The following is a 20,723-nucleotide window of genomic DNA, read 5'->3' on the forward strand; positions in this document are numbered from 1 at the left end:
GAAGATTGCCCTGGCTTTCTGAAATTTGCTTTTACTGAATGTACCCGTTTTGCTGCTTTCTTTGAACTGAAAGTAGACCATGACACTGGATTCAGCGCCACCGGCATTTAGCGCGTCATTGAGCCTGAGGCAGGCCCGCCCTGCACCTCCATTGCCTTCGTATGTATTTAAGTGTACTACTTTCAAACTCACCAAACTTAATTAAAATTTACTGATCCATATGTCAAATTTCAAACAGAAAAACGCCCGGAGATCTATTTGCATTTAAACAAAGGATAAAAATAAGGGATGAATTTCCGGCATTGACATACAGACGAAAAATCTGTCAGAAAATTACATATATTTTGATCTTTATTGAAACTCTTGCGTATTTTAGCTGATACCGTGGCCCTGGAAAAGTATTGCGCTGATTTATGGCCTTAAAACCAACCAAGCTTTTCAAACTCATGAAGAAATTATTTATACTTTCCCTGCTTTCGGTGTCTCTGCTTTTCGGTTCACCCGTTCTCGCTCAATCAGAAACCAGGTTTACAGCCTATCCGGCCCTGACTCCCGATGCGAAAACAGTGATATTCAGTTATGAAGGAGACCTGTGGCGGGTTGCTGCCAATGGAGGTGAGGCAAGCCGGGTTACGGCCATGCCCGGAAATGAGATCAATCCGCGGGTATCTCCGGATGGCAAACTGCTGACCTTTTCCTCAGACCAGTTTGGAAACTATGATGTGTATGTGATGCCCATGGGCGGCGGGGAAGTGAAACAACTGACTTTTAATGATGCAGCGGACGAGGTGGACAGCTGGAGCTAGGATGCCAAAACCATTTATTTTACATCGGGGCGGTACAATATGTATTCGTCCTATAAAGTAAACGCAAATGGAGGAACGGCAGCCAGACTGTTTGAAAATTATTTCAATACGGTCCACAATGTAGTGGAAGCACCTAACGGGGAACTGTTTTTTAATGACACCTGGGAGAGTAAAAACTTTGCCAACCGCAAGCGCTACAAGGGCGCATACAATCCAGATATCCAGTCATACAATCCGAAGACAAAGACCTATAAACAGTATACAGATTATAAGGGGAAAGATTTCTGGGCAACTTTAGATAAAAATGGAAATGTCTACTTTGTATCTGATGAAAGTAATGACGAGTACAACCTTTATACTTTTTCTGCCGGAAAGAAAATAAAATTAACCAGCTTTGATTCATCAGTAAAGCGCCCTTTTGTCGCTGCATCAGGAAATTCTATAGTGTTTGAAAAGGATTATCAGATTTATCTATATGATGTGGCCGCTAAAAAATCTAATAAAATAAACATCACGATTTCCAGGAATAATGTCTTGTCTAAAGCGCAGGAATTTGACATCAGGGGAGCGATCTCTGCTTTTGACCTGTCGCCGGACGGCAAAAAACTGGCGTTCATCTCCAGGGGTGAATTGTTTGTGAGCGATGCGGAAGGTAAATTTATCCGCAAGATAGAACGCGACGCAGGAGATGCGTTTGCCGAAAGGGCTCTGGAAGTGAAATGGCTGCCTGATAACCGCAGACTGTTGTTTAACCAGACCTATAAAGGGTATCAGAACTGGTTTACCATAGGCGCAGATGGCAGGGAAGCGCTGAAGCAGCTGACCAAAGACAACAGCAACAACAGGGACATCACTTTCAACAAGGAAAAAACGCAGGCGGTATACCTGAGCGGAAGAAATGAAGTCCGCCTGCTGGACCTGAAATCGCTGGAAAGCAAAATCCTAGTTAAGGATGAGATCTGGGCATTTCAAAACTCCGCACCATCATTTTCACCAAACGGGGAATATGTGCTGTTTACGGCTTACAGAAATTTTGAACAGGATATTTTCGTCCACCACATCAAGGAAAACAGAACATTGAACCTGACCAATACCGGCGTTTCCGAAGCCTCGCCATTTTGGTCGCCCGATGGCAAATATTTGTTTTTTACCAGCGCACGCACCAGGCCTTCTTACCCGACGGGAATGCAGAACGCTCATGTGTACCGGATGGCCCTGGATGAATACGACGATCCTTACCGAAGCGATAAGTTTGACGAATTGTTTGCCCCTGATAAGAAAATGGACAAAGCTGCTGATAAGCGCGTGAAAAAAGAAGATAAGAAGGCTGCTCCTAAGAACAGCACTGCCCAAAAAGATTCAGTAAAGAAAGACAGCACTGCTAAAAAAGAGGTGAAACCGGTAAAATCTGCAAATGTGATCACGATCAATACCGCCAATATTATGGACCGGATCGATCAGATCAGCCCGGGTTTTGGTACACAGTACGGCTCAGATGTATTTGCCAAAGGTGAAAAAACATATGTATACTTTTTTTCAAATCATGAAGGCGGTTCACAATCCGTTTACAGAACCATAATAGAGCCCTTTGAACAGAATAAAACAGAAAAGGTATCCGATGGAGGCGTGTCTATTGTAGAGTCCGGAGGTAAATTTTATGCCCTGTCCAAAGGTGTGATCAATAAATACAATTTTGACGGGAACAAGCTGGAGCCTGTTAATATGGGCTATAAGTTTACCCGCGATCTGAGCAGCGAGTTCAGCCAGATGTTTTATGAGACCTGGGCGGGGCTGGAAGAGAACTTCTATGATGAGCATTTTCATGGAGTGGACTGGCTCAAAATGCAGCAGCGTTACGCGGCTTATTTACCTGATGTCAACAACCGTTCAGACCTGAGGGTTTTGCTGAATGACATGCTGGGTGAACTGAATTCCTCGCACCTGGGTTTCAACAGCTACGGAACAGAGGAACGCAAGAGCCTGAACTATGCGACCAACGAAACCGGGATCATTTTCTCTGCTGCTGATCCTTATAAAGTGGACCATGTAGTGGCCAGGAGTAATGGCAGGCACAATGGGGTCAATATTAAACCCGGAGATGTCCTGACCGCTGTAAACGGAGTCAAAATAGACAAGAATAAGGACCGGGATGCTTATTTTACCAGCCCTTCGCTGGACCCGGAGCTGACGCTCACGCTGAGCCGGAACGGTAAAACGGTGACGGCGAAAGTCCATCCGCAAAGTTCCGGTGCATTGCGCGGAAATCTTTATGATGAATGGATCGCCAAAAACCGGGAACGTGTGAAGCAGCTGGGCAGCAACCGGATCGCTTATGCGTATATGAAAAATATGGGCGGGGGCGAACTGGAAAACTTCCTGCTGGATATGGTGGCACAGGAAAACAACAAGGAAGCAGTAATCCTGGATTTGCGCTACAATACGGGAGGAAATGTACACGATGAGGTATTGAAGTTTCTGGCGCAGCGGCCATATCTGCAATGGAAATACAGGGGTGGTAAACTGGCCCCTCAAAGTAATTTCGCGCCTGCGGCAAAACCAATTGTGCTGCTGATCAACGAGCAGTCGCTGAGTGATGCGGAGATGACGGCGGCGGGGTTCAAAGCGCTGAAGCTGGGCAAGGTCATTGGAACGGAAACTTACCGCTGGATCATCTTTACGTCAGCCAAAGGGCTGGTCGATGGATCTTCTTATCGCCTGCCTTCATGGGGCTGTTATACGCTCGACGGCAAAAACATTGAAAAGGAAGGGGTTACTCCGGATATCTATGTAAAAAACACCTTTGAAGACCGGCTGGCAGACAAGGATCCGCAGCTGGAAAGAGCGGTGTCGGAAATATTAAAAGATTTGAAATAAGGACAGATGGTGCCGGGCAGGTTATTTTTTGATGATGTGCTCGGCAACATACCGTTTTATTCTTTGCCATAAGGATCCTTTTCTGTGCTTCAGGAAATCCTTTATGGCTTCGTAGGCGGCGCGGTCCTCTTCGATCAGGTCAGGGAATTTTGTGACCGGGTTTGGGTTGATGATGACGTTGTAGATGTCATTTATTCCCGAGTGGATGCCTGAGCCATCGTGGCCAATGTTGTTGACCAGGGACTGGGAAGGGTTTAGGGTCAGTCCTCCTTTTAAAAATACAGAAGCGTACCAGCGGATGGCCCAGGAGTTGTTTTTGCCTTGTTTAAATTCCTGGACCTGCTTCCAGAAGTTCATGGTCTGGTCTATCGTAAATGCATTCTTTTTTGCAGGGTCAAACTGGGCTTCGAGGACATGGATATCCGGTTCAAAATGTTTCCAGGCCCGTTCCCATGTGGCCCAGCCCCAGCTTCCTGCGGCCCGGTAAAAGAAACTTTCCGGCAATCCGGCGTTTTTTAACGGATACATATAGGCACTGATGTGCATGACCTTATCTTCATTGCGGTAGCGGTTCAGTGCCTCGTTAAAATAGGTTAGCGTATAGGGGGACGTGATCAGATCGTCCTCAAGGACAATCACTTGTTTATAGTCATTGATGAGCCTGCTGACCCCGGTGATGATGGATTTTGCCAGGCCCATGTTTTCTTTCGCTTCAATGATTTCAACGGATTTAAAGCCGTCAATGTGTTTCAGGAGTTCTCTTACTTCGAGTACCTGCGTCTCATCGGCCCCCGATCTGAAACCGTCTGAAAAAACAAAAAGCCTGCTTTCTGAGGCCAGCTCATTCTGCTTCAGGAATTTAATGGTGCGTTCCGTATGCTTCGGGCGGTTGTAAACAAATAGTGCGATGGGAGCGAGGGCTTGCATGGCTAAAAGATTTTAATGGCTTCGGAGGATTTTCTGGTCAGAACGGTATAGGCATTGCCAAACTGTTCGGCTTTGTTTTTACCGAGCAGGGAGCCCAGAAACTTTTTGATCCGGTATTCCAGTTCGATCTTTAGGATCTTTGTCAGTGTTTTAGGCTTTTTTAACACGTTGAATTCACAGAATTTAACGGTTTCGATGGGGGTCAGTGAGGTTTTGTCTGCCTCCACAATCAGTCCCTCGCTTTGCACCAGGAAACGGATGAGCGTGGGTGTATACATATTGATGTGGCCATAATCCAGGAAGTGCTTCATCCTTTTGTCCACACCAAACCTATAGTCAAGCGGAACCTCGATCGCAATATATTTGGCAACGCGTTTCAGTTCCCTCAGCAGTACGCGCTCGTGTTCGACGTGCTCGAGTACATGGGCAAGGATGACCAGGTCGAAGCTGTCATCTGCATAGGGGATGGTATAGCCGTCGAAACTTTTTACTGCTCTGAGCCGGGAAAGCTTTCTGTCCCTGATAAAGGAAACCCCGCTTTCGGCAATCTCCAGTGCGTACAATTCTTCCGCAAAGCCCCATTCATTGAGGTAATGCAAAATACTGCCGTCTCCCGCGCCCACTTCAAGAACTTTTACAGGCTTGATGCCGCTGCATACTTCCACCAGGTTCGCCGCTTTTGATCTGGCTCCCAGCATGCGCCATTCTGTTTCGCTGCCGGTGTAAAAATCGTTATATGCGTCTGCGATGTTGTCTGTTACAGTTGCCATTTGCGGTTGAGCTGAAAGGTATTAAATGTCTAAAGAATTATTGGCCTTGTAAAAGACGGAGGTGCATTTGGAAACAATCGCACCGGGTGCCATTCCTGAAAACGGCAGATGTCTGAATCCACTGGCCCTGAAAAAATCACGTGCTTCAGCATACTCAGCCCTTTCGGAATCGTCGAGTACGACGACACCATTCTCCGTCAGGGAATGAATGGACTGCTTGCAGCAATTGACGCGGTCACGGCCATCCACAATGATCATGTGAAATTTCATGCCGGTTGCGATCGCGCTTTTTGAGTAATCGCCGCCTGGTGTTAAGTCACAGTGGATGATGTTTACATTCGGCAGTCTGATCTGTGAACTCTTTGCGAACCACTCCTTGTCGTGTTCGACAGAATAAACGGATTTGGCTAAACCCGCATAAAAGATGGTCGAGTTTCCCGAGCCAAATTCAAAAATGTCGAGGTCTTTGCTGATCCTTTCTTTGATAAAATCTATAAAAGAATAAGTAACCCATGCAATTGGGTTGCCGTCCTGATCAATGGCAGATTTGGTCCGGAAAGCCTCAAACCAGCCCTTTTCAGCAAGGTAGCCCTTGATGCCGAGAGACAGGAGTACCTTAAGTTTGGCAGGACTAAGAAGTGATAGCGGAGACAATGTGTTTTTCATTTGCTGCTTAATCTTTAATGCCGTCTATGATGAGTGAGGAATAGCCGATGGGCTCTTTGAAGCGGCTGTCGTACCTGCTGGAACGGTGGACATGGCCGTCTTCACTGTTCCAGTCATTGAAATGAAACTGATGATTTTCATCATAGTATTCGAGGAGACGGGTCCTGAAACCTGCAGCCTCAAAAGCCTTTGACAGTTTTTTATAATCGTACAGGAGTTTATGGTCAAAAGCCCCGGCACCATAGCCGCCTGGCTTTACCATGTCAATGTAATCCGGGTTGGGGTGAAAGCCATCGGGTACGGCGATCCTTACGGTACCGCCTTTTTCCAGGTATTTGTAACAGTTCCTTAAGGCGAGAATGGCATCGTCATAAGTAATGTGTTCAAAAACATGCTCTGCAAGAAAGCGGCTTGCCTTTTTGTCGCCAAACAGGTTTTCAAATGAGGAGATCTCCAGCAGGTTGAGGTTTTCTATATTGCTGGGCAGCCAGTTTTTATAATCGGTGGTGTGTGCCCCTATGATGATGTTCAGCTTGCCGGTACTGTTCTTGATTTTGGATTTTAGCCGGATCAGATCCAGTATGTTTTTCGGTTTGTGAACGATTGATCTGATTACCTTTCTTAAGGATGCCATCTGTTATTCTGTATAAAATGTGCTTTGTGAGCACCAAAGTTAAAAGGTTAAACGCAAAAAGCTAATTTATGGGGATAAATATTGAATCAGGGCTTTGCTGCCGGAGGCTGTACCAGTTTTTGGAACAAATGAACGAGAAATAAAGATTTGAGCATTAAAATGCCCTGTTCCCTTGTTTTGGGAATCAAAAGCACATAGAATGCAGACACAAAGCATGCGATCATTGTGGCGACTGATGTACCAAGACCGCCATAAAGCGGGATAAGCCAAATGTTGAGCAGGATATTTACAACTGCCCCGACTGCCGTCCGCTGAAACGAGATGCTGGTGTAACCTTCTGCAAGCAGATATTGTGAATTGGCGCTCCCCAGGAAAACAAATATTCCGGACCAGATGTGTATGGAAAGCATAGGCCCGGCTCCGTTATATTGGTTTCCATAGATCAGGTGAATGATGTCGCTGCCCAAAAAACTAATAATAATGGCTACAGGAAGGCTGATGTAGACCAAAAGGTCATACAAGTTGATCAGACGTTTATGGTATCGTTCTAAGTCAGTCCTGCGGGCATTAATGATGGCCGGGAATACGGAAGTCACAATCGCGACAGGGATAAAATACCAGGCCTCGCTCAGGTTTGCAGCGACGCTGTAAATACCTACGGCCTCGCTTCCTGCGCTTTTTAGCATCACCTGGTCTATTTTCATATAAATAGAGACCATCACTGCGGAAAACATCAGCGGGAAAGATTGTTTGAGCAGCATTTTTGCCCGCGTCGTATTGAAGGTCCAGGTCCTGAGTTTGAATCCCTGTTTATGGTACATGATTACAAGACCTGCTGCGAGCAATATCGCATCAAGGGTGATTGCAATGGCAAACCAGATCATTGAGGCATTTAGCAGGATGAGCAGAACCTTGAAGGCTGCAGAGAAGACCACACCTATATTTTGTACGTGAACTACATATTTGGATTGTACCTGGGACTGGAAATAGGCATCAATGACATTGAAGGACCGGAATAGGGAAGGAACAGCATAAAAGAATACGACCCAGGTAAGGGAGTCGCCCGGATTTTTTGAATAGTGATGAAAAAGGAGATAGATGCCTACACAAAGCGGAACAAGCAATGTATTGACGCCAATCCGCATCCATAAGGAGGTGCCCAGGATCTCTTCTTTCTTTGATGGCTCATTGATGATCTCCCGGATGATAAAAGTATCGAGACCCAGTGTGCCAATGGCCGCCACAATAGCGGTCAGTGCGTTGGCAAAACTAATGTCCCCAAATGATTTGGGCAGCAGGTATTTTGCGATGAGGATATTGACACCCATGGACAGGATCTTGCCAAACATCAGCCAGCCCGTATTTTTTAAATACTTATGGAAAGCTGCTTCGTCAAATCCTTTGATGCTGGGTAATTTCATTGCTGCAAAGATGTGAATTTAAAAGCTCTTCTCAATTCTGATGATTTTAGAAATGATTGAGAAGTTCTTCCAGATGGTTGATCTGCCACTGCACATCTTCGGGCAATTCTTTATTTAAAGGATTGAAGTAGATGGCTTTCATACCGAAACCCTGTGCGCCCCGGATATCTGCCTCAATGCTGTCCCCGATCATGATGCTTTCGTGTTTTAAGGCTTTGGCTTTGTCGAGCGCATATTCAAAAATGGCCTTATCTGGTTTATTGATGCCCACGTCCTCGGAAATGATCACATTTGTGAAATAGGGGTTCAGGCCGGATACCTCCATCTTGGTCAGGGTAGATTCCTTGAAGCCGTTGGAAATGATGTGCAGGCTGTATTTTTTTTGAAGGTAAGCCAGTACTTTTTCCGAGCCCAGGAACAGGTTGGTCTTGGTAGGGGTGATGCGTACATAGTCATCTTCAAACTGCTGCGGGATCCTTTCCGGTTGAACGCCTAATTGCATAAAAGTCCTGCTGAAGCGCTCCGCGCGCAATGTTTCTTTAGTAATTTTTCCCACATGGTAATCTGCCCAGAGACTGTGGTTGTTTTCCGTATAGGTACTGATGAACGCTTCGGCAGAGGCCAGACCAAGTTCTTCCAGTTTATAGTGCAGGTAGAGTTCATGGAGTGTTTCCTGTGCGTTCTTGTCAAAATCCCAAATGGTATGGTCAAGGTCGAAAAAAATATGCTTAATCATGGTCGTAGCTCATTACAGCTTGGTGCCGTATGCCAGATCACCGGCATCGCCCAAGCCGGGCACAATATACGCTTTACTGGTCATTTCCTCGTCAATAGCGCCCAGCCATAACCTGGCTTTGGGAAAATTTGCCCGGACATGGCGTACACCTTCTGCACTGGCTATGGCAGATACGATGTGCAATTCTTTGAGCTGGTATTTGCGGGTAAGTTCTTTACAGCAAAGTACCATGCTCAGTCCGGTGGCGAGCATAGGGTCGGCCATGATCACCGTTTTGCCGGTCAGGTCGGGTGAAGAAACATATTCCATTTGTATTTCAAAACTGCCGCTCTTGTGGTTTTGGCGGCAGGCTCCTATAAAACAGGAATCGGCTTTGTCAAAAATGTTTAAAAGACCCTGGTGCAAAGGCAGGCCCGCGCGCAATATTGTGGCCAGTACCGGCTGTTCTTTTAGCTGCGGTGTCGGTGCAATTCCCAGGGGGGTATAAGTTTCAGCGATGTTGTACTCCAGCGTTTTGCTGATCTCAAAGGCAAAGTATTCGCCAAGGCGTTCCATGTTCCTCCGGAAACGCATGGAGTCTTTTTGTATGTTTTCATCGCGAAGTTCGGCGATAAAAACATTGGCAATGGAACTGGTTTTGCTGAGATCATGTATCATTACTTAAATTTAGTAAATAGTTTCCGTAAATTTGAATCTATGAAATTCCAACTCACTTCAGATTATAAACCTACGGGAGATCAGCCAAATGCCATAAAACAGCTTGTAGAGGGAGTAAATGCCCAGGAACATTATCAAACGCTGCTGGGGGTAACAGGATCCGGCAAAACCTTTACTGTGGCCAATGTGATCGAACAGACACAAAAGCCAACGCTGATATTGAGCCACAACAAAACGCTTGCCGCACAGCTTTATGGTGAGTTTAAGCAGTTCTTCCCGGAAAACTCCGTGAACTATTTTGTTTCTTATTACGATTATTACCAGCCGGAGGCTTTCATAGCCAGCAGCAATACTTATATAGAAAAGGACCTCAGCATCAATGAGGAGATCGAAAAGTTAAGACTGCGTACGACTTCTTCGCTGATGTCGGGCCGCAGGGACGTGATCGTGGTTTCTTCGATCTCCTGTATCTATGGTATGGGTAATCCTGAGGATTTCTCCAGATCGGTATTCCGTTTTTCTGTGGGAACCAGGATCTCCAGAAACTCGTTTTTGCACAGCCTGGTGGAGATTTTATACGCCCGCACCACCAATGATTTCAAAAGAGGGACTTTCAGGGTCAAGGGCGATACGGTAGATATTTTCCCGGCTTACCTGGACAGCGCCTACCGGGTGTCTTTTTTTGGTGATGATGTGGAGGAGCTGAGTGTGATCGATCCGGTGACGGGCAAGACGCTGGAGAAGATAGAAGACATGGCCATCTATCCGGCCAATTTGTTTGTGACGCCCAAGGAAAGATTTAACTCTTCCATCTGGGGAATACAGGAAGAACTGGAGATCCGTAAGAACCAGCTGATAGACGACCGGCATTTGCTGGAAGCAAAGCGGCTGGAGGAGCGGGTGAACTTTGATATAGAAATGATGAAGGAGCTGGGCTATTGTTCCGGTATAGAGAATTATTCCCGCTTTTTTGACGGCAGGTCGCCGGGGATGCGGCCGTTCTGCCTGCTCGATTATTTTCCGGACGATTACCTGATGGTGATCGATGAGAGCCATGTGACGGTTCCACAGATCAGGGCGATGTATGGCGGCGACCGGTCACGCAAGATGTCGCTTGTCGAATATGGATTCCGTCTGCCTTCTGCGCTGGACAACAGGCCGCTTAATTTTGAGGAGTTTGAAAGACTGGCGCCGCAGACTATATATGTAAGCGCAACCCCGGCAGACTATGAACTGCAGAAAACAGAGGGGGTATATGTGGAACAGGTGATCCGTCCGACAGGACTGCTGGATCCGTTGATCGAAGTGAGACCCGCCATAAACCAGGTGGATGACCTGCTGGATGAAATAGATAAGACCATAAAACTGGGTGACCGGATATTGGTGACTACACTGACAAAGAGAATGGCGGAGGAACTGACCAAGTATATGGACAGGCTGAACATCAAGTGCCGGTACATCCATTCGGAAGTGAAAACCCTGGAAAGGGTGGAGATCCTTCGCGGACTGAGACTGGGTGAATTTGATGTGCTGATCGGGATCAACCTGCTGAGAGAAGGGCTCGATCTTCCGGAAGTTTCTTTGGTTGCGATTTTAGATGCGGACAAAGAAGGCTTCCTGAGGTCGGAAAGATCGCTGATCCAGACTATAGGCAGGGCGGCGCGTAATGACCGCGGGCATGTGATCATGTATGCCGATAAAGTCACGGATTCTATGGCAAAGACCATTGATGAAACCAACAGGCGCAGGGACAAACAGATTGCGTACAACCTCGAGCATGGCATTACGCCAAAGACCGTTGGTAAAAGCAGGGAGGCGATACTGGAGCAGACTTCTGTTCTGGATTTCTCATCCGGGGAAAACAGACGCGCCAGGCCATATATCGAAGTGGACGAGGTCAGCATGGCGGCAGACCCTATTGTGCAGTACATGACTAAAGCAGAGATGCAGAAGTCGATAGACAAAACCAGGAAAGAGATGGGCAAGGCGGCCAGGGATATGGATTTCTTACTGGCTGCAAGGTTGCGTGATGAAATGTTTGCGATGGAAAAACTATTTGAAGAAAGATTTGGTAAAGGGGTAAAGGTTTAGCTAAATGGACGGAAAGAACAGAAAAGACATTTACCCGGGACTGGAAGTGGATGTCATTTTAAAAAAAGACCAGCGCAGCGGTAAACTGACCAGGGGCATCGTGGCCAGTCTGCTGACCTCTGCACCTTATCACTCACGCGGAATAAAGGTAAAGCTGGAGGACGGACAGGTGGGACGGGTTGCAGAGATTGTGGATGAAATATGACCCTACCCATATTTTATATAGATTTGTAACGTTAAATAATGACATGGGATTTTTTAAATTTATAATAATCAGCTTCTTAGTGCTATATATCATCCGGATCATACTCCGTTTGATATTTCCGGTAGTGCTGAAAAGTATGTTTAGCAAAGTACAGCAGCAGGCCCAAAAACAAGGCAGACAGGAGCCTGTCAAACCTGAAGGGTCAATCTCCATTGACTATGTGCCGCCCAAAGCCAAGACGGGTAAAACCGATGCGCTGGGGGATTTTGTGGATTATGAAGAGATAAAATAAAAAAAAATTATCTAAGTTTGGGATGAGTTTAAATCTTAAACAAAACCCTTAATGAATAATTGGTTAAAAGCAAATGGCATACATCTGGCCATTATTGGATTTTTTATTGTCATCTGTTTCGTCTATTTCAGCCCGGTTTTACAAGGCAAAGCCCCTGCACAAAGTGATGTGCTGCAGGCCAAAGCGATGGCCAAAGAGATCATGGAATATAAGGACAAAGATGGTAAAGGCCCGCTTTGGACCAACCAGATGTTTGGCGGTATGCCTGCCTACCAGATCTGGGTACAGCATCCTTACAACGGGGCGACTTATGTGATCAACCTGGTCAAGGATATTTTTCCTGATCCTGTGGATGTGGTACTGCTCTATCTTGCAGGCGCTTATTTTTTATTTTGCGTATTGCGCATCAATCCCTGGCTCGCTGCGGCCGGTGCGATAGCTTTTGCCTTTACTTCTTATAATTTTATCATTATTGCCGCCGGTCATAGCAATAAAGCGCTGGCCATTGCATTTTGTGCGCCCATTCTGGCCAGTGTGATCCTGACACTCCGGGGGAAATACTGGATTGGAGGAAGTTTGACAGCGCTGTTCCTCGCTTTAGAGATCCGGTCCAATCACATCCAGATGACCTATTACCTGATGATCGCCTTGCTGATCTTTGTGGGAATAGAACTCTATCATGCGGTAAAGGAGAAAAAACTTGCGCCTTATCTGCGTGCTTTAAGTTTTCTTGCGGCAGGAGTGCTTTTGGCTTTTATGGTGAATGCCGGAAAACTGTGGACCACCTATGAATATGGAAAAGAATCCAACAGGGGTAACTCTAACCTGACCACTGATGCCACTGAGGAAAAAAATGGGTTATCTAAGGAATATGCCTACGGCTGGAGCCAGGGTATTGGAGAAAGTTTTACTTTCCTGATCCCTAATTTGTATGGTGGGGCAAGCGGCATTGATGCGCTGGTCAAACCGGAAAGTCATACTTATAAAGCCATACAGGGCATTACCGGCGGCGATCCGACCGGAGCGATACAGCAGCTGGCCGGACAGGTGGGCTTGCAGCAATACTGGGGCGAGAAGCCGGGTACTTCAGGCCCTTATTATTTTGGTGCTATTATTTGTTTCCTGTTTGTATATGGTTTGCTGATCGTAAGGAGCCGACTGAAATGGTGGGTCTTAGGGACGACAATATTGTTTATGTTCCTGTCATTCGGAAAGAATTTTCCACTGGTGTCAGATCTTTTCTTCGAGTATTTCCCGATGTACAATAAATTCAGGGCGGTGGAATCTATTCTGGCCCTGGTTGGCCTGATGGTGCCGGTACTGGCTTTACTGGCGGTGAAGGAAGTGCAGGATGGCGGATATGATGCAAAGGCACTGACGAAAAAATTAAGTATCGCGGGTGGAATAACCGGCGGATTTGCTTTGCTGGTGGCCATTATGCCAACCGCATTTTTCAGTTTTACTACTGAAATCCATCAGCAGATGGTACAATACCTGACCCAGTTACTGGACAACAATGCGGGTGTGGCTCAAAGTATCGCTGCCGCGCTGGTTGCCGACCGGGCCGACCTGGCACGTGCTGATGCTTTACGCTCCGTTTTGTTTATCGCAGTAGGTTATGGCCTGATCTGGGCACTGATCAACAAGAAAATGGGTGTCCAGCTGGCGATGGCATTGCTTGGGATTGCCATACTGATTGACCTATGGCAGGTTGACCGCCGGTATATGAACAATGACAATTTTGCAAGCAAGACTGATCTGAACAACCACTTCCAGGCAAGGGACATAGATGCGATCATTATGGGGGATAAGGATCCTGATTTCAGGGTGTTTGACATGAGCATTTCTACATTTTCGGATGCAAGTGCATCTCAGTTTCATAAGACCGTAGGGGGTTATCACGCTGCCAAACTCAAAAGATACCAGGAACTGATAGACGGACAACTTACCAAGAGTGTGAACCAGGATGTACTGGATATGCTGAATACCAAATACATCATTACCCAGGACCCTAAGACCGGTAATTCCGGGATGCGGAAGAATGCTACTGCTGCCGGCCATGCCTGGATTGTTCAGCGCATCCAGTTTGTGAAAGATGCCGATGAAGAAATGAAGGCGATCAGCAGTTTTGATCCGAAAAATGAAGCCATTGTGGACAGCAGGTATAAAAGCATTATCGATGAAAAACGCGGAATAGGCGCTGACCCTTCTGCTTTTATCAAACTGGAAAGCTATCATCCTGACCATATGGTATATTCCTATAGTGCACCAAGAGATGTGGTCGCGGTATTCTCTGAAATCTATTACGATAAGGGCTGGAATATGTACGTAGATGGTATTAAGAAGCCTTATTTCAGGGCGGATTATGTATTGCGCGCAGCGCAGCTGGAGGCCGGAAACCATAAGGTCGAGTTTAAGTTTGAACCGGTATCTTATTATACAGGCGAGAAAATCTCACTTGCGGGATCGCTTTTGCTGGTGGCAGCATTGGGTTTTGCTTTTTACGAAGACAAGAGAAAGAAGAAGGCAATTTCATAATGCCGTTTTAACATCCAGTTAATGTTTGCTTTGCATTTTTGCAGGGTAAACTCATATCCTATGCTGGAATTGTTTTTTGTAGTATGCCTGATCGCTGGTTTAGCATTCTTTTTTGGGCCGTATGAACTGACAATGGACGAAGATGATGTCTAAAAGAGAAATAGATATCGCCGTCATTTCAGATGTACACCTGGGCACATATGGCTGCCACGCCAAAGAACTTCTGAAATATCTCAAAAGTATTAAACCGAAAGCTGTAATCCTCAATGGTGATATTATAGACATCTGGCAGTTCAGCAAACGGTATTGGCCCGAAACGCACATGAAGATCGTGCGAAAGCTGATGAAATTTGTGGTGGAAGGTGTACCGGTCTATTACCTGACTGGTAACCACGACGAGCTTTTGAGGAAGTTCGCAGATATGCATATGGGTGCATTCCACCTCCAAAATAAACTGATCCTGGATATAGACGGGAAGAAGGCCTGGTTCTTTCACGGTGACGTATTTGATGTGACCATGCAGCACTCCAAATGGCTGGCTAAACTGGGCGCTGCAGGCTACGACAGCCTGATCCTGATCAACAGCTTTGTAAACTGGTGCCTGACTGCGATCGGACGGGAGAAGATGAGTTTTTCTAAAAAGATCAAGGCCAGGTTTAAGGATGCGGTCAAATTCATCAATAAATTTGAATATACGGCTGCAGACCTGGCTATAGAAAAGGGCTATGAATATGTAGTTTGCGGTCACATCCATCAGCCGGAAATGCGGACCATTATCACAGAGGAGGGGCAGGTGACTTACCTGAACAGCGGCGATTGGGTCGAAAACCTGACCGCGCTCGAGTATTATGACAAGAGCTGGAAAATCTTTAAGTATGAAGCTAAGGATTTTGAGAAGGATGAGGCAGAGGAAGGAGATTTGTCTGACAGTGAAGATCTGCACAGTAAGCTGGACGTGAATACCCTGCTGCAAAAGATTAAATTAGAGATTGCCTGAAGTAAAAAAATACAGATATTAGGGAGCGAATGAAGATACTTTACGCGATACAGGGTACGGGCAATGGTCACATCAGCCGGGCAAGGGAAATTGTGCCCCTGCTGCAGCAATATGGTGACGTCGATCTGCTGATCAGCGGAACTCAGGCGGATGTAAAATTAAGCCAGGAAGTGAGGTTTCAGCTGCACGGCTTCAGTTTCATATTTGGCAAAAAAGGCGGGGTGGACCACTATGAAACCTGGAAGACCATGAATCTGCCCAGGTTTGTAAAAGACATGCGCCAGATTCCTTTAAAAGAGTACAACCTGGTCCTGAATGATTTTGAACCGGTTACGGCCTGGGCCTGCAAAACGCAGCGGATAGAAAGTGTCGGATTAAGTCACCAGGCTTCTTTTCAGTCTAAAAAAGTACCCAAGCCCAAAAGCATAGACTGGGCGCAGCTGGTGATGAAGTACTATGCTCCGGCTACGCACTATGTAGGGTTTCATTTCGACCGGTATGATGATTTTATTTATACACCTGTAATCAGGGCGGAGATCAGGAATATGCTGGTCTCTAATTCAGGCCACTATACGGTATATCTGCCTGCAATTGATGACCGGATGCTGGTTCCTATACTAAAAAAAATACCCGGGGTCGAGTGGCAGGTGTTTTCCAAACATGCCCAAAGTGCTTATACAGACGAAAATGTCAGGGTAGAGAGGGTAAATAATGAGCTGTTCAATAAAAGCCTGGCTTCATGCGAAGGCTTGCTGACCGGCGGTGGATTTGAAGGGCCGGCAGAAGCGTTGTACCTGGGAAAAAAATTACTCGTGGTGCCTATGAAATTTCAGTATGAACAGCAGTGCAATGCTTTTGCCTTGAAGCAATTTGGATTGCCGGTAATCTGGGGGAGCAATAAAAACTGGGTTCCTGTGATCGAAAATTGGGTAAAAAGCAGCCAGGAGCATAAGTTTCATTTTCCGGATGAAACCGCCGCGGTGATTGATAAAGTTGTAAAGCAGTTTGCCAGATAATTTGCTTTACTTTGCCATAGTATAACGGCATGATCAATCAGTTTAGAAATTTAAATCCAGTTAATCTCCTCATTTTATTCGCATATACTTTTTTTATGCGAATGGCGATTTTCGCTGATCTGCCCGTGTTACTGCAGTTCGAATTCTTAGAGCCCTATACCAAATTCTTTGTAAAAATCCCCATTGGCGAGACACTGTCACCGTCGGGAAATGTAATAGTGGCCGGATTCATGATCTATATTCAGGCGATATTGTTTAACCGTGTGGTCAACAATCATGCGTTGCTGAGCAAGCCGAGTTTTTTGCCCGCCCTGCTGTATGTGACCTCTGCGAGTTTGTTTATGCCTTTTTTAATCCTGAGCCCGCCGCTGATCTGTAACTTCCTGCTCATCTGGATTATGGATAAATTTTTGAAGGTGGGAAAATCGCCCAATGCAATTATGATCATGTTTGATATCGGAATGATCATTGCCATCGGAACACTGATCTATTTTCCTTTCATTGTCATGCTCGTCATGCTCTGGCTGACATTGCTGCTTTACCGTTCGTTTGACTGGCGGGAATGGATTTCCGGCCTTGTTGGGATTTTAACGATCTTTTTTTTTATAGGAGTTTATTACTACTGGAACGACAGCCTGTCCATGTTCTATAAGATCTGGCTTCCTTTAGGCAACAAATTTCCATCTGTGTTCAAGATCAATTATAACGACTACCTGGTATTGGTTCCGGTTTTAATCATGATGGTGCTGGCTGCACTGCAGCTGCGTGAGAATTTCTTCAGAAGTTTCATCAGTACAAGAAAGGCGTTTCAAATGCTGTTCTTTATGTTTGTCGTCGCATTGATCAGCTTTTATACGAAACCGGATTTCAGGCTGTACCATTTCCTGCTCTGTGTTCCCCCGGGTTCAGTTTTGCTTGCCTATTATTTTTCAAATGCCAGCAAGCGGTGGTTTTATGAAAGCTTGTTCCTGATCCTTGTGTTTGCCATTCAGTACTTTTTGTTTGTTTAACTTTTTTTAACAATTCAGGACCTTGAAACTTGTTAAAGATTAATAGCTTTGTGCGGATGCATAATCTGGTCATAGATATCGGTAACACAAACAACAAGCTGGCTGTTTTTCACAACAGGGAGTTGGTTGAATACCAGGTTATTAAGAAAATTACACCTCAGCCACTCAGTAGGTTGATCAATCTGTATAAAATTGACTACTCCACCATTTCCAGCGTCGCCGGAGAACTGAATGAGGTCATTGATGTGCTCAAAAAGCATACAAATTACCTGGAGTTTTCCACAGGGTTGAACACGGGAATAAAGAATCATTACGGAACACCCGGGTCTTTGGGGCTGGACAGGTGGGCGAAAGTTATTGCAGCCAATCACTATTACTCCGGAAGGGACTGTTTTATAATAGACGCAGGTACATGCATTACCTATGACCTGCTCAACAACCAGGCTGAATATTACGGAGGAAGTATAAGTCCGGGTATCGGGATGCGGTTTGAGGCAGTGAACCATTATACGGGCAGGCTCCCGAAGGTGGACTGGAATGGGGAAGCCGCTGAAATACCCCGGGGAACCAATACCATTTCGGCGATTAAAAATGGTGTTTTACAAGGGGTGGTTAATGAGATCACCGGGTTCATCACCTATCAAAATGAAAGAAATAAGGGTCTGACGGTACTGATAACGGGTGGAGATGCAGGTTTTTTGCTAGAGCAATTAAAAAACAGCATCTTTGCGCCTCAAATTATACACGATCCCTACTTAGTATTAAAAGGATTAAATGAAGTCATTGCATTTGAATATGTACAAAAAGATTAATTATATAGCAGCGGTATTGATATTGCTTGCCAGCATCTCTGCCAAGGCACAGATTACCACACAGTCACCGTATTCGAGATACGGATTGGGGAATATCAAAGGCTCCATGCTGCCGCAGTACAGGGCGATGGGCGGTATTTCAACTGCGATCAACAAGCCCACGCTGTACAGCAATATAAATATGCAGAACCCCGCATCTTATACGGGAATTGCATTGACTACGCTGGATATAGGCATGTCCGGGGCATTCACCACCCTGAAACGGAACGGTGAGCAGGAAAAAAGCTATAACTCTACACTGAGCCATCTGGCACTCGCATTTCCTTTGGTGACAGGAAAATCTGCACTGAGTATCGGAATCTTGCCTTATACTGAGCTGGGATATGAGTATGCTGTGGCATCTAAACTGGATACAACCGACGTTAACTATCGTTACACAGGTGAAGGCGGGCTGACAAAGGCTTATATTGGTTACGGACAGCGGATCGGCGAGAACTTCAGCATTGGCGGAAATATAGAATATTTGTTCGGTAACCTTCAGGAGAGCAGATCTACAGAATTGTTGTCCTACCCTTCAATTCCCAATCGTCAGCAGAATAAAAATAGCGTAGGAGGAGTGGCCTTTTCTTATGGCATGCAGTATCAGATCCAGCTGGGAAATAAGAAAAGCCTTACCCTTGGGTACTCGGGTTCTTCATCGTCCTCGGTGAATTCTAAAAAGAGCTATGTGGTAACGCAGTATGCTTATGACGATCTTGGTGAAGAAAGTGCGGCTTTTGATACCCTGGAGATCAGGGAAAACCCATCGGCCAAACTGAAACTCCCTTTAACACATAACTTTGGGATCGCTTTCCAAAAGGACAATAAATGGCTGATCGGGGCCGATTACAGAATGGGAAAATGGTCTAAACTGAGCATCGAAGGTGTGAACCAGGGCTTGCAGGACAGCTGGGGCTTTTCGGCCGGAGGCCAGTTCATTCCCAATATGAGTTCGATATCAGGTTATTTCAACCGCGTAGAATACCGTATGGGCTTTAATTATGACAAGACCTACATCAGGGTAAGCGATCAGGATATTAAGCAAATGGCTGTTACTTTTGGCCTGGGGCTTCCTCTGGCCTCCGCAAGATATTCCATTTACAAGCTCAACCTGACCACAGAGATCGGGAAACGGGGCTCCATGAACAATGGTCTGCTCCAGGAGAACTACATCAATCTCCATTTAGGTTTTACACTTAACGATACCTGGTTCAAAAGATTTAAATTTGACTAATGAACGGCAGGGGTATCATCTGTATACTTTGCATGTTCCAGATCTTTTTGAGTTCATGCGGCGAGGATGACCTTAAGAATGCGTCCAGGCTTTCGGAAAAAGTAAAGCTGAATGTAGACCGTACCAGAGGGGTCCAGATTACCTACAGCGATTCCGCAAAGGTAAAAGCACAAGGTTATGCGCCTATACTCGATAAGGTGACGCCTGAGGGGAAGTCCGGTTACCAGGAGATGCCTAAAGGCGTGAAGATTAATTTTCTGGATGATCTGATGAAGATCAAAGGGTCTATTACTTCCGATTATGCAATCATGAAGGATTCAGAGAAGACCGCTACCTTTAAAAGAAATGTGATCGTGGTCAATGAAAATATGACCTTCAACACTGAGGAGCTGGTATGGGACCAGAACAAAAAGCTGTTCCTATCTCCCAAAGGCATTGTCACTAAACCAGATGGTACTGTACTGAACGCAATTGAATTTAGCGCTACCGAGGATTTCAATCTGATCAACTGGAAAAATGGAACCGGGGAAACGTATGTGCCGGATAATTTTGGACAGTAAGCTCTTAAATTAAATAGGCATATTTCCCTAATTTTTAAATACTTATTCAAATACAATTTAATGTTTTCTTTTTTTAGCAAAAGTTGTATCTTGCGCCCTCTTAAAAAAAATTATAAATAAGAATACTATGGGATTAATGACATTTTTGCGGAATCGCGCAGGCTATATCTTGGTAGGAGCCATCGGTTTTGCAATTGTTGCATTTTTGGTTGGTGATGCAATTAACGTGGGCAAGCCTTTCTGGGCCGAGTCTCAAAAAGTTGTCGGGTCAGTTGACGGTGAGGAAATAAATATAGAGCAGTTCGGAGCTAAGGTTGATCAAAGCCTGGCCCAGTTCAAACAGCAGTATGGCGGTGCGGGTAACGCCCAGATGCAGGCGATGGCTGTTGATAATGTTTGGCAGGGTGAAATTGCCGGAATACTTTTAGGAAAAGAATA

General features: G+C 45.7%; 20 protein-coding genes and 1 pseudogene. 13 read left to right on the forward strand and 8 right to left on the reverse strand.

Annotated elements, in window-relative coordinates; translation table 11 throughout:
- A pseudogene (locus VK541_RS01390) lies at nucleotides 1–192 on the reverse strand (glycosyl transferase family 1); the annotation flags it as partial.
- A 254-nt stretch (nucleotides 193–446) separates the two neighbouring features.
- Here VK541_RS01390 and VK541_RS01395 point away from each other — a divergent pair.
- The gene (locus VK541_RS01395) at nucleotides 447–806 is read left to right on the forward strand and encodes a hypothetical protein (protein WP_324366164.1); all 360 of its coding nucleotides are present in this window, start codon (nucleotides 447–449) and stop codon (nucleotides 804–806) included.
- A gap of 39 nt (nucleotides 807–845) precedes the next feature.
- Nucleotides 846–3,680 (forward strand): S41 family peptidase, encoded by a 2,835-nt coding sequence (locus VK541_RS01400; protein ID WP_324366166.1) that lies wholly within the window; start codon nucleotides 846–848, stop codon nucleotides 3,678–3,680.
- A 21-nt stretch (nucleotides 3,681–3,701) separates the two neighbouring features.
- On the opposite strand, the gene VK541_RS01405 is transcribed toward VK541_RS01400, so the two are convergent.
- From VK541_RS01405 to upp, 7 genes are all read right to left on the reverse strand, one after another.
- Nucleotides 3,702–4,607: a sugar transferase gene (locus VK541_RS01405; RefSeq protein ID WP_324366168.1), complete on the reverse strand. Its 906-nt coding sequence runs from the start codon at nucleotides 4,605–4,607 to the stop codon at nucleotides 3,702–3,704.
- Between the two features lie 2 nt (nucleotides 4,608–4,609).
- Entirely contained in the window at nucleotides 4,610–5,377 is a 768-nt protein-coding gene (locus VK541_RS01410) for a class I SAM-dependent methyltransferase (RefSeq protein ID WP_324366170.1), read from the reverse strand.
- A gap of 21 nt (nucleotides 5,378–5,398) precedes the next feature.
- Complete coding sequence (locus VK541_RS01415; RefSeq protein WP_324366172.1) at nucleotides 5,399–6,043, reverse strand: FkbM family methyltransferase; 645 nt, start codon at nucleotides 6,041–6,043, stop codon at nucleotides 5,399–5,401.
- A gap of 7 nt (nucleotides 6,044–6,050) precedes the next feature.
- Nucleotides 6,051–6,677: a hypothetical protein gene (locus VK541_RS01420; RefSeq protein ID WP_324366174.1), complete on the reverse strand. Its 627-nt coding sequence runs from the start codon at nucleotides 6,675–6,677 to the stop codon at nucleotides 6,051–6,053.
- 86 nt (nucleotides 6,678–6,763) lie between these two features.
- Nucleotides 6,764–8,098, reverse strand: a complete 1,335-nt coding sequence (locus tag VK541_RS01425) for a flippase (RefSeq protein WP_324366176.1) — start codon at nucleotides 8,096–8,098, stop codon at nucleotides 6,764–6,766.
- A 46-nt stretch (nucleotides 8,099–8,144) separates the two neighbouring features.
- Entirely contained in the window at nucleotides 8,145–8,834 is a 690-nt protein-coding gene (locus VK541_RS01430; protein WP_324366178.1) for a YjjG family noncanonical pyrimidine nucleotidase, read from the reverse strand.
- A 12-nt stretch (nucleotides 8,835–8,846) separates the two neighbouring features.
- A complete protein-coding gene (upp, locus tag VK541_RS01435) occupies nucleotides 8,847–9,491 on the reverse strand; it encodes a uracil phosphoribosyltransferase (RefSeq protein ID WP_324366180.1) in 645 nt (214 codons plus the stop codon).
- Nucleotides 9,492–9,530: 39 nt separating this feature from the next.
- Here upp and uvrB point away from each other — a divergent pair, with 39 nt between their 5' ends.
- From uvrB to VK541_RS01490, 11 genes are all read left to right on the forward strand, one after another.
- The gene (gene uvrB / locus VK541_RS01440; protein ID WP_324366182.1) at nucleotides 9,531–11,582 is read left to right on the forward strand and encodes an excinuclease ABC subunit UvrB; all 2,052 of its coding nucleotides are present in this window, start codon (nucleotides 9,531–9,533) and stop codon (nucleotides 11,580–11,582) included.
- A gap of 4 nt (nucleotides 11,583–11,586) precedes the next feature.
- The gene (locus VK541_RS01445; protein ID WP_324366184.1) at nucleotides 11,587–11,787 is read left to right on the forward strand and encodes a YwbE family protein; all 201 of its coding nucleotides are present in this window, start codon (nucleotides 11,587–11,589) and stop codon (nucleotides 11,785–11,787) included.
- A 79-nt stretch (nucleotides 11,788–11,866) separates the two neighbouring features.
- Nucleotides 11,867–12,079, forward strand: a complete 213-nt coding sequence (locus tag VK541_RS01450; protein WP_414692597.1) for a DUF4834 domain-containing protein — start codon at nucleotides 11,867–11,869, stop codon at nucleotides 12,077–12,079.
- 51 nt (nucleotides 12,080–12,130) lie between these two features.
- Nucleotides 12,131–14,617 (forward strand): hypothetical protein, encoded by a 2,487-nt coding sequence (locus tag VK541_RS01455; RefSeq protein WP_324366188.1) that lies wholly within the window; start codon nucleotides 12,131–12,133, stop codon nucleotides 14,615–14,617.
- Between the two features lie 145 nt (nucleotides 14,618–14,762).
- A complete protein-coding gene (locus VK541_RS01460) occupies nucleotides 14,763–15,614 on the forward strand; it encodes a UDP-2,3-diacylglucosamine diphosphatase (protein WP_324366202.1) in 852 nt (283 codons plus the stop codon).
- Between the two features lie 29 nt (nucleotides 15,615–15,643).
- Nucleotides 15,644–16,630 (forward strand): glycosyltransferase family protein, encoded by a 987-nt coding sequence (locus tag VK541_RS01465; protein ID WP_324366190.1) that lies wholly within the window; start codon nucleotides 15,644–15,646, stop codon nucleotides 16,628–16,630.
- A 95-nt stretch (nucleotides 16,631–16,725) separates the two neighbouring features.
- Nucleotides 16,726–17,640, forward strand: coding sequence for a DUF6427 family protein (locus VK541_RS01470; protein ID WP_324366192.1), 915 nt, complete (start codon nucleotides 16,726–16,728; stop codon nucleotides 17,638–17,640).
- A gap of 56 nt (nucleotides 17,641–17,696) precedes the next feature.
- Complete coding sequence (locus VK541_RS01475; RefSeq protein ID WP_324366194.1) at nucleotides 17,697–18,452, forward strand: type III pantothenate kinase; 756 nt, start codon at nucleotides 17,697–17,699, stop codon at nucleotides 18,450–18,452.
- On the forward strand, nucleotides 18,415–19,725 hold the full coding sequence (locus VK541_RS01480) for a hypothetical protein (RefSeq protein ID WP_324366196.1): 1,311 nt from the start codon (nucleotides 18,415–18,417) through the stop codon (nucleotides 19,723–19,725). Before VK541_RS01475 ends, VK541_RS01480 begins: the two co-directional genes overlap by 38 nt.
- Nucleotides 19,725–20,285, forward strand: a complete 561-nt coding sequence (locus VK541_RS01485) for a hypothetical protein (protein ID WP_324366198.1) — start codon at nucleotides 19,725–19,727, stop codon at nucleotides 20,283–20,285. Before VK541_RS01480 ends, VK541_RS01485 begins: the two co-directional genes overlap by 1 nt.
- A 127-nt stretch (nucleotides 20,286–20,412) precedes the next feature.
- Nucleotides 20,413–20,723 (forward strand): SurA N-terminal domain-containing protein (locus VK541_RS01490; RefSeq protein WP_324366200.1); only part of this gene is annotated, 311 nt, incomplete at its 3' end.

This window comes from Pedobacter sp. (assembly GCF_035317785.1).
In the GTDB taxonomy this organism is placed as follows: Bacteria; Bacteroidota; Bacteroidia; order Sphingobacteriales; family Sphingobacteriaceae; genus Pedobacter.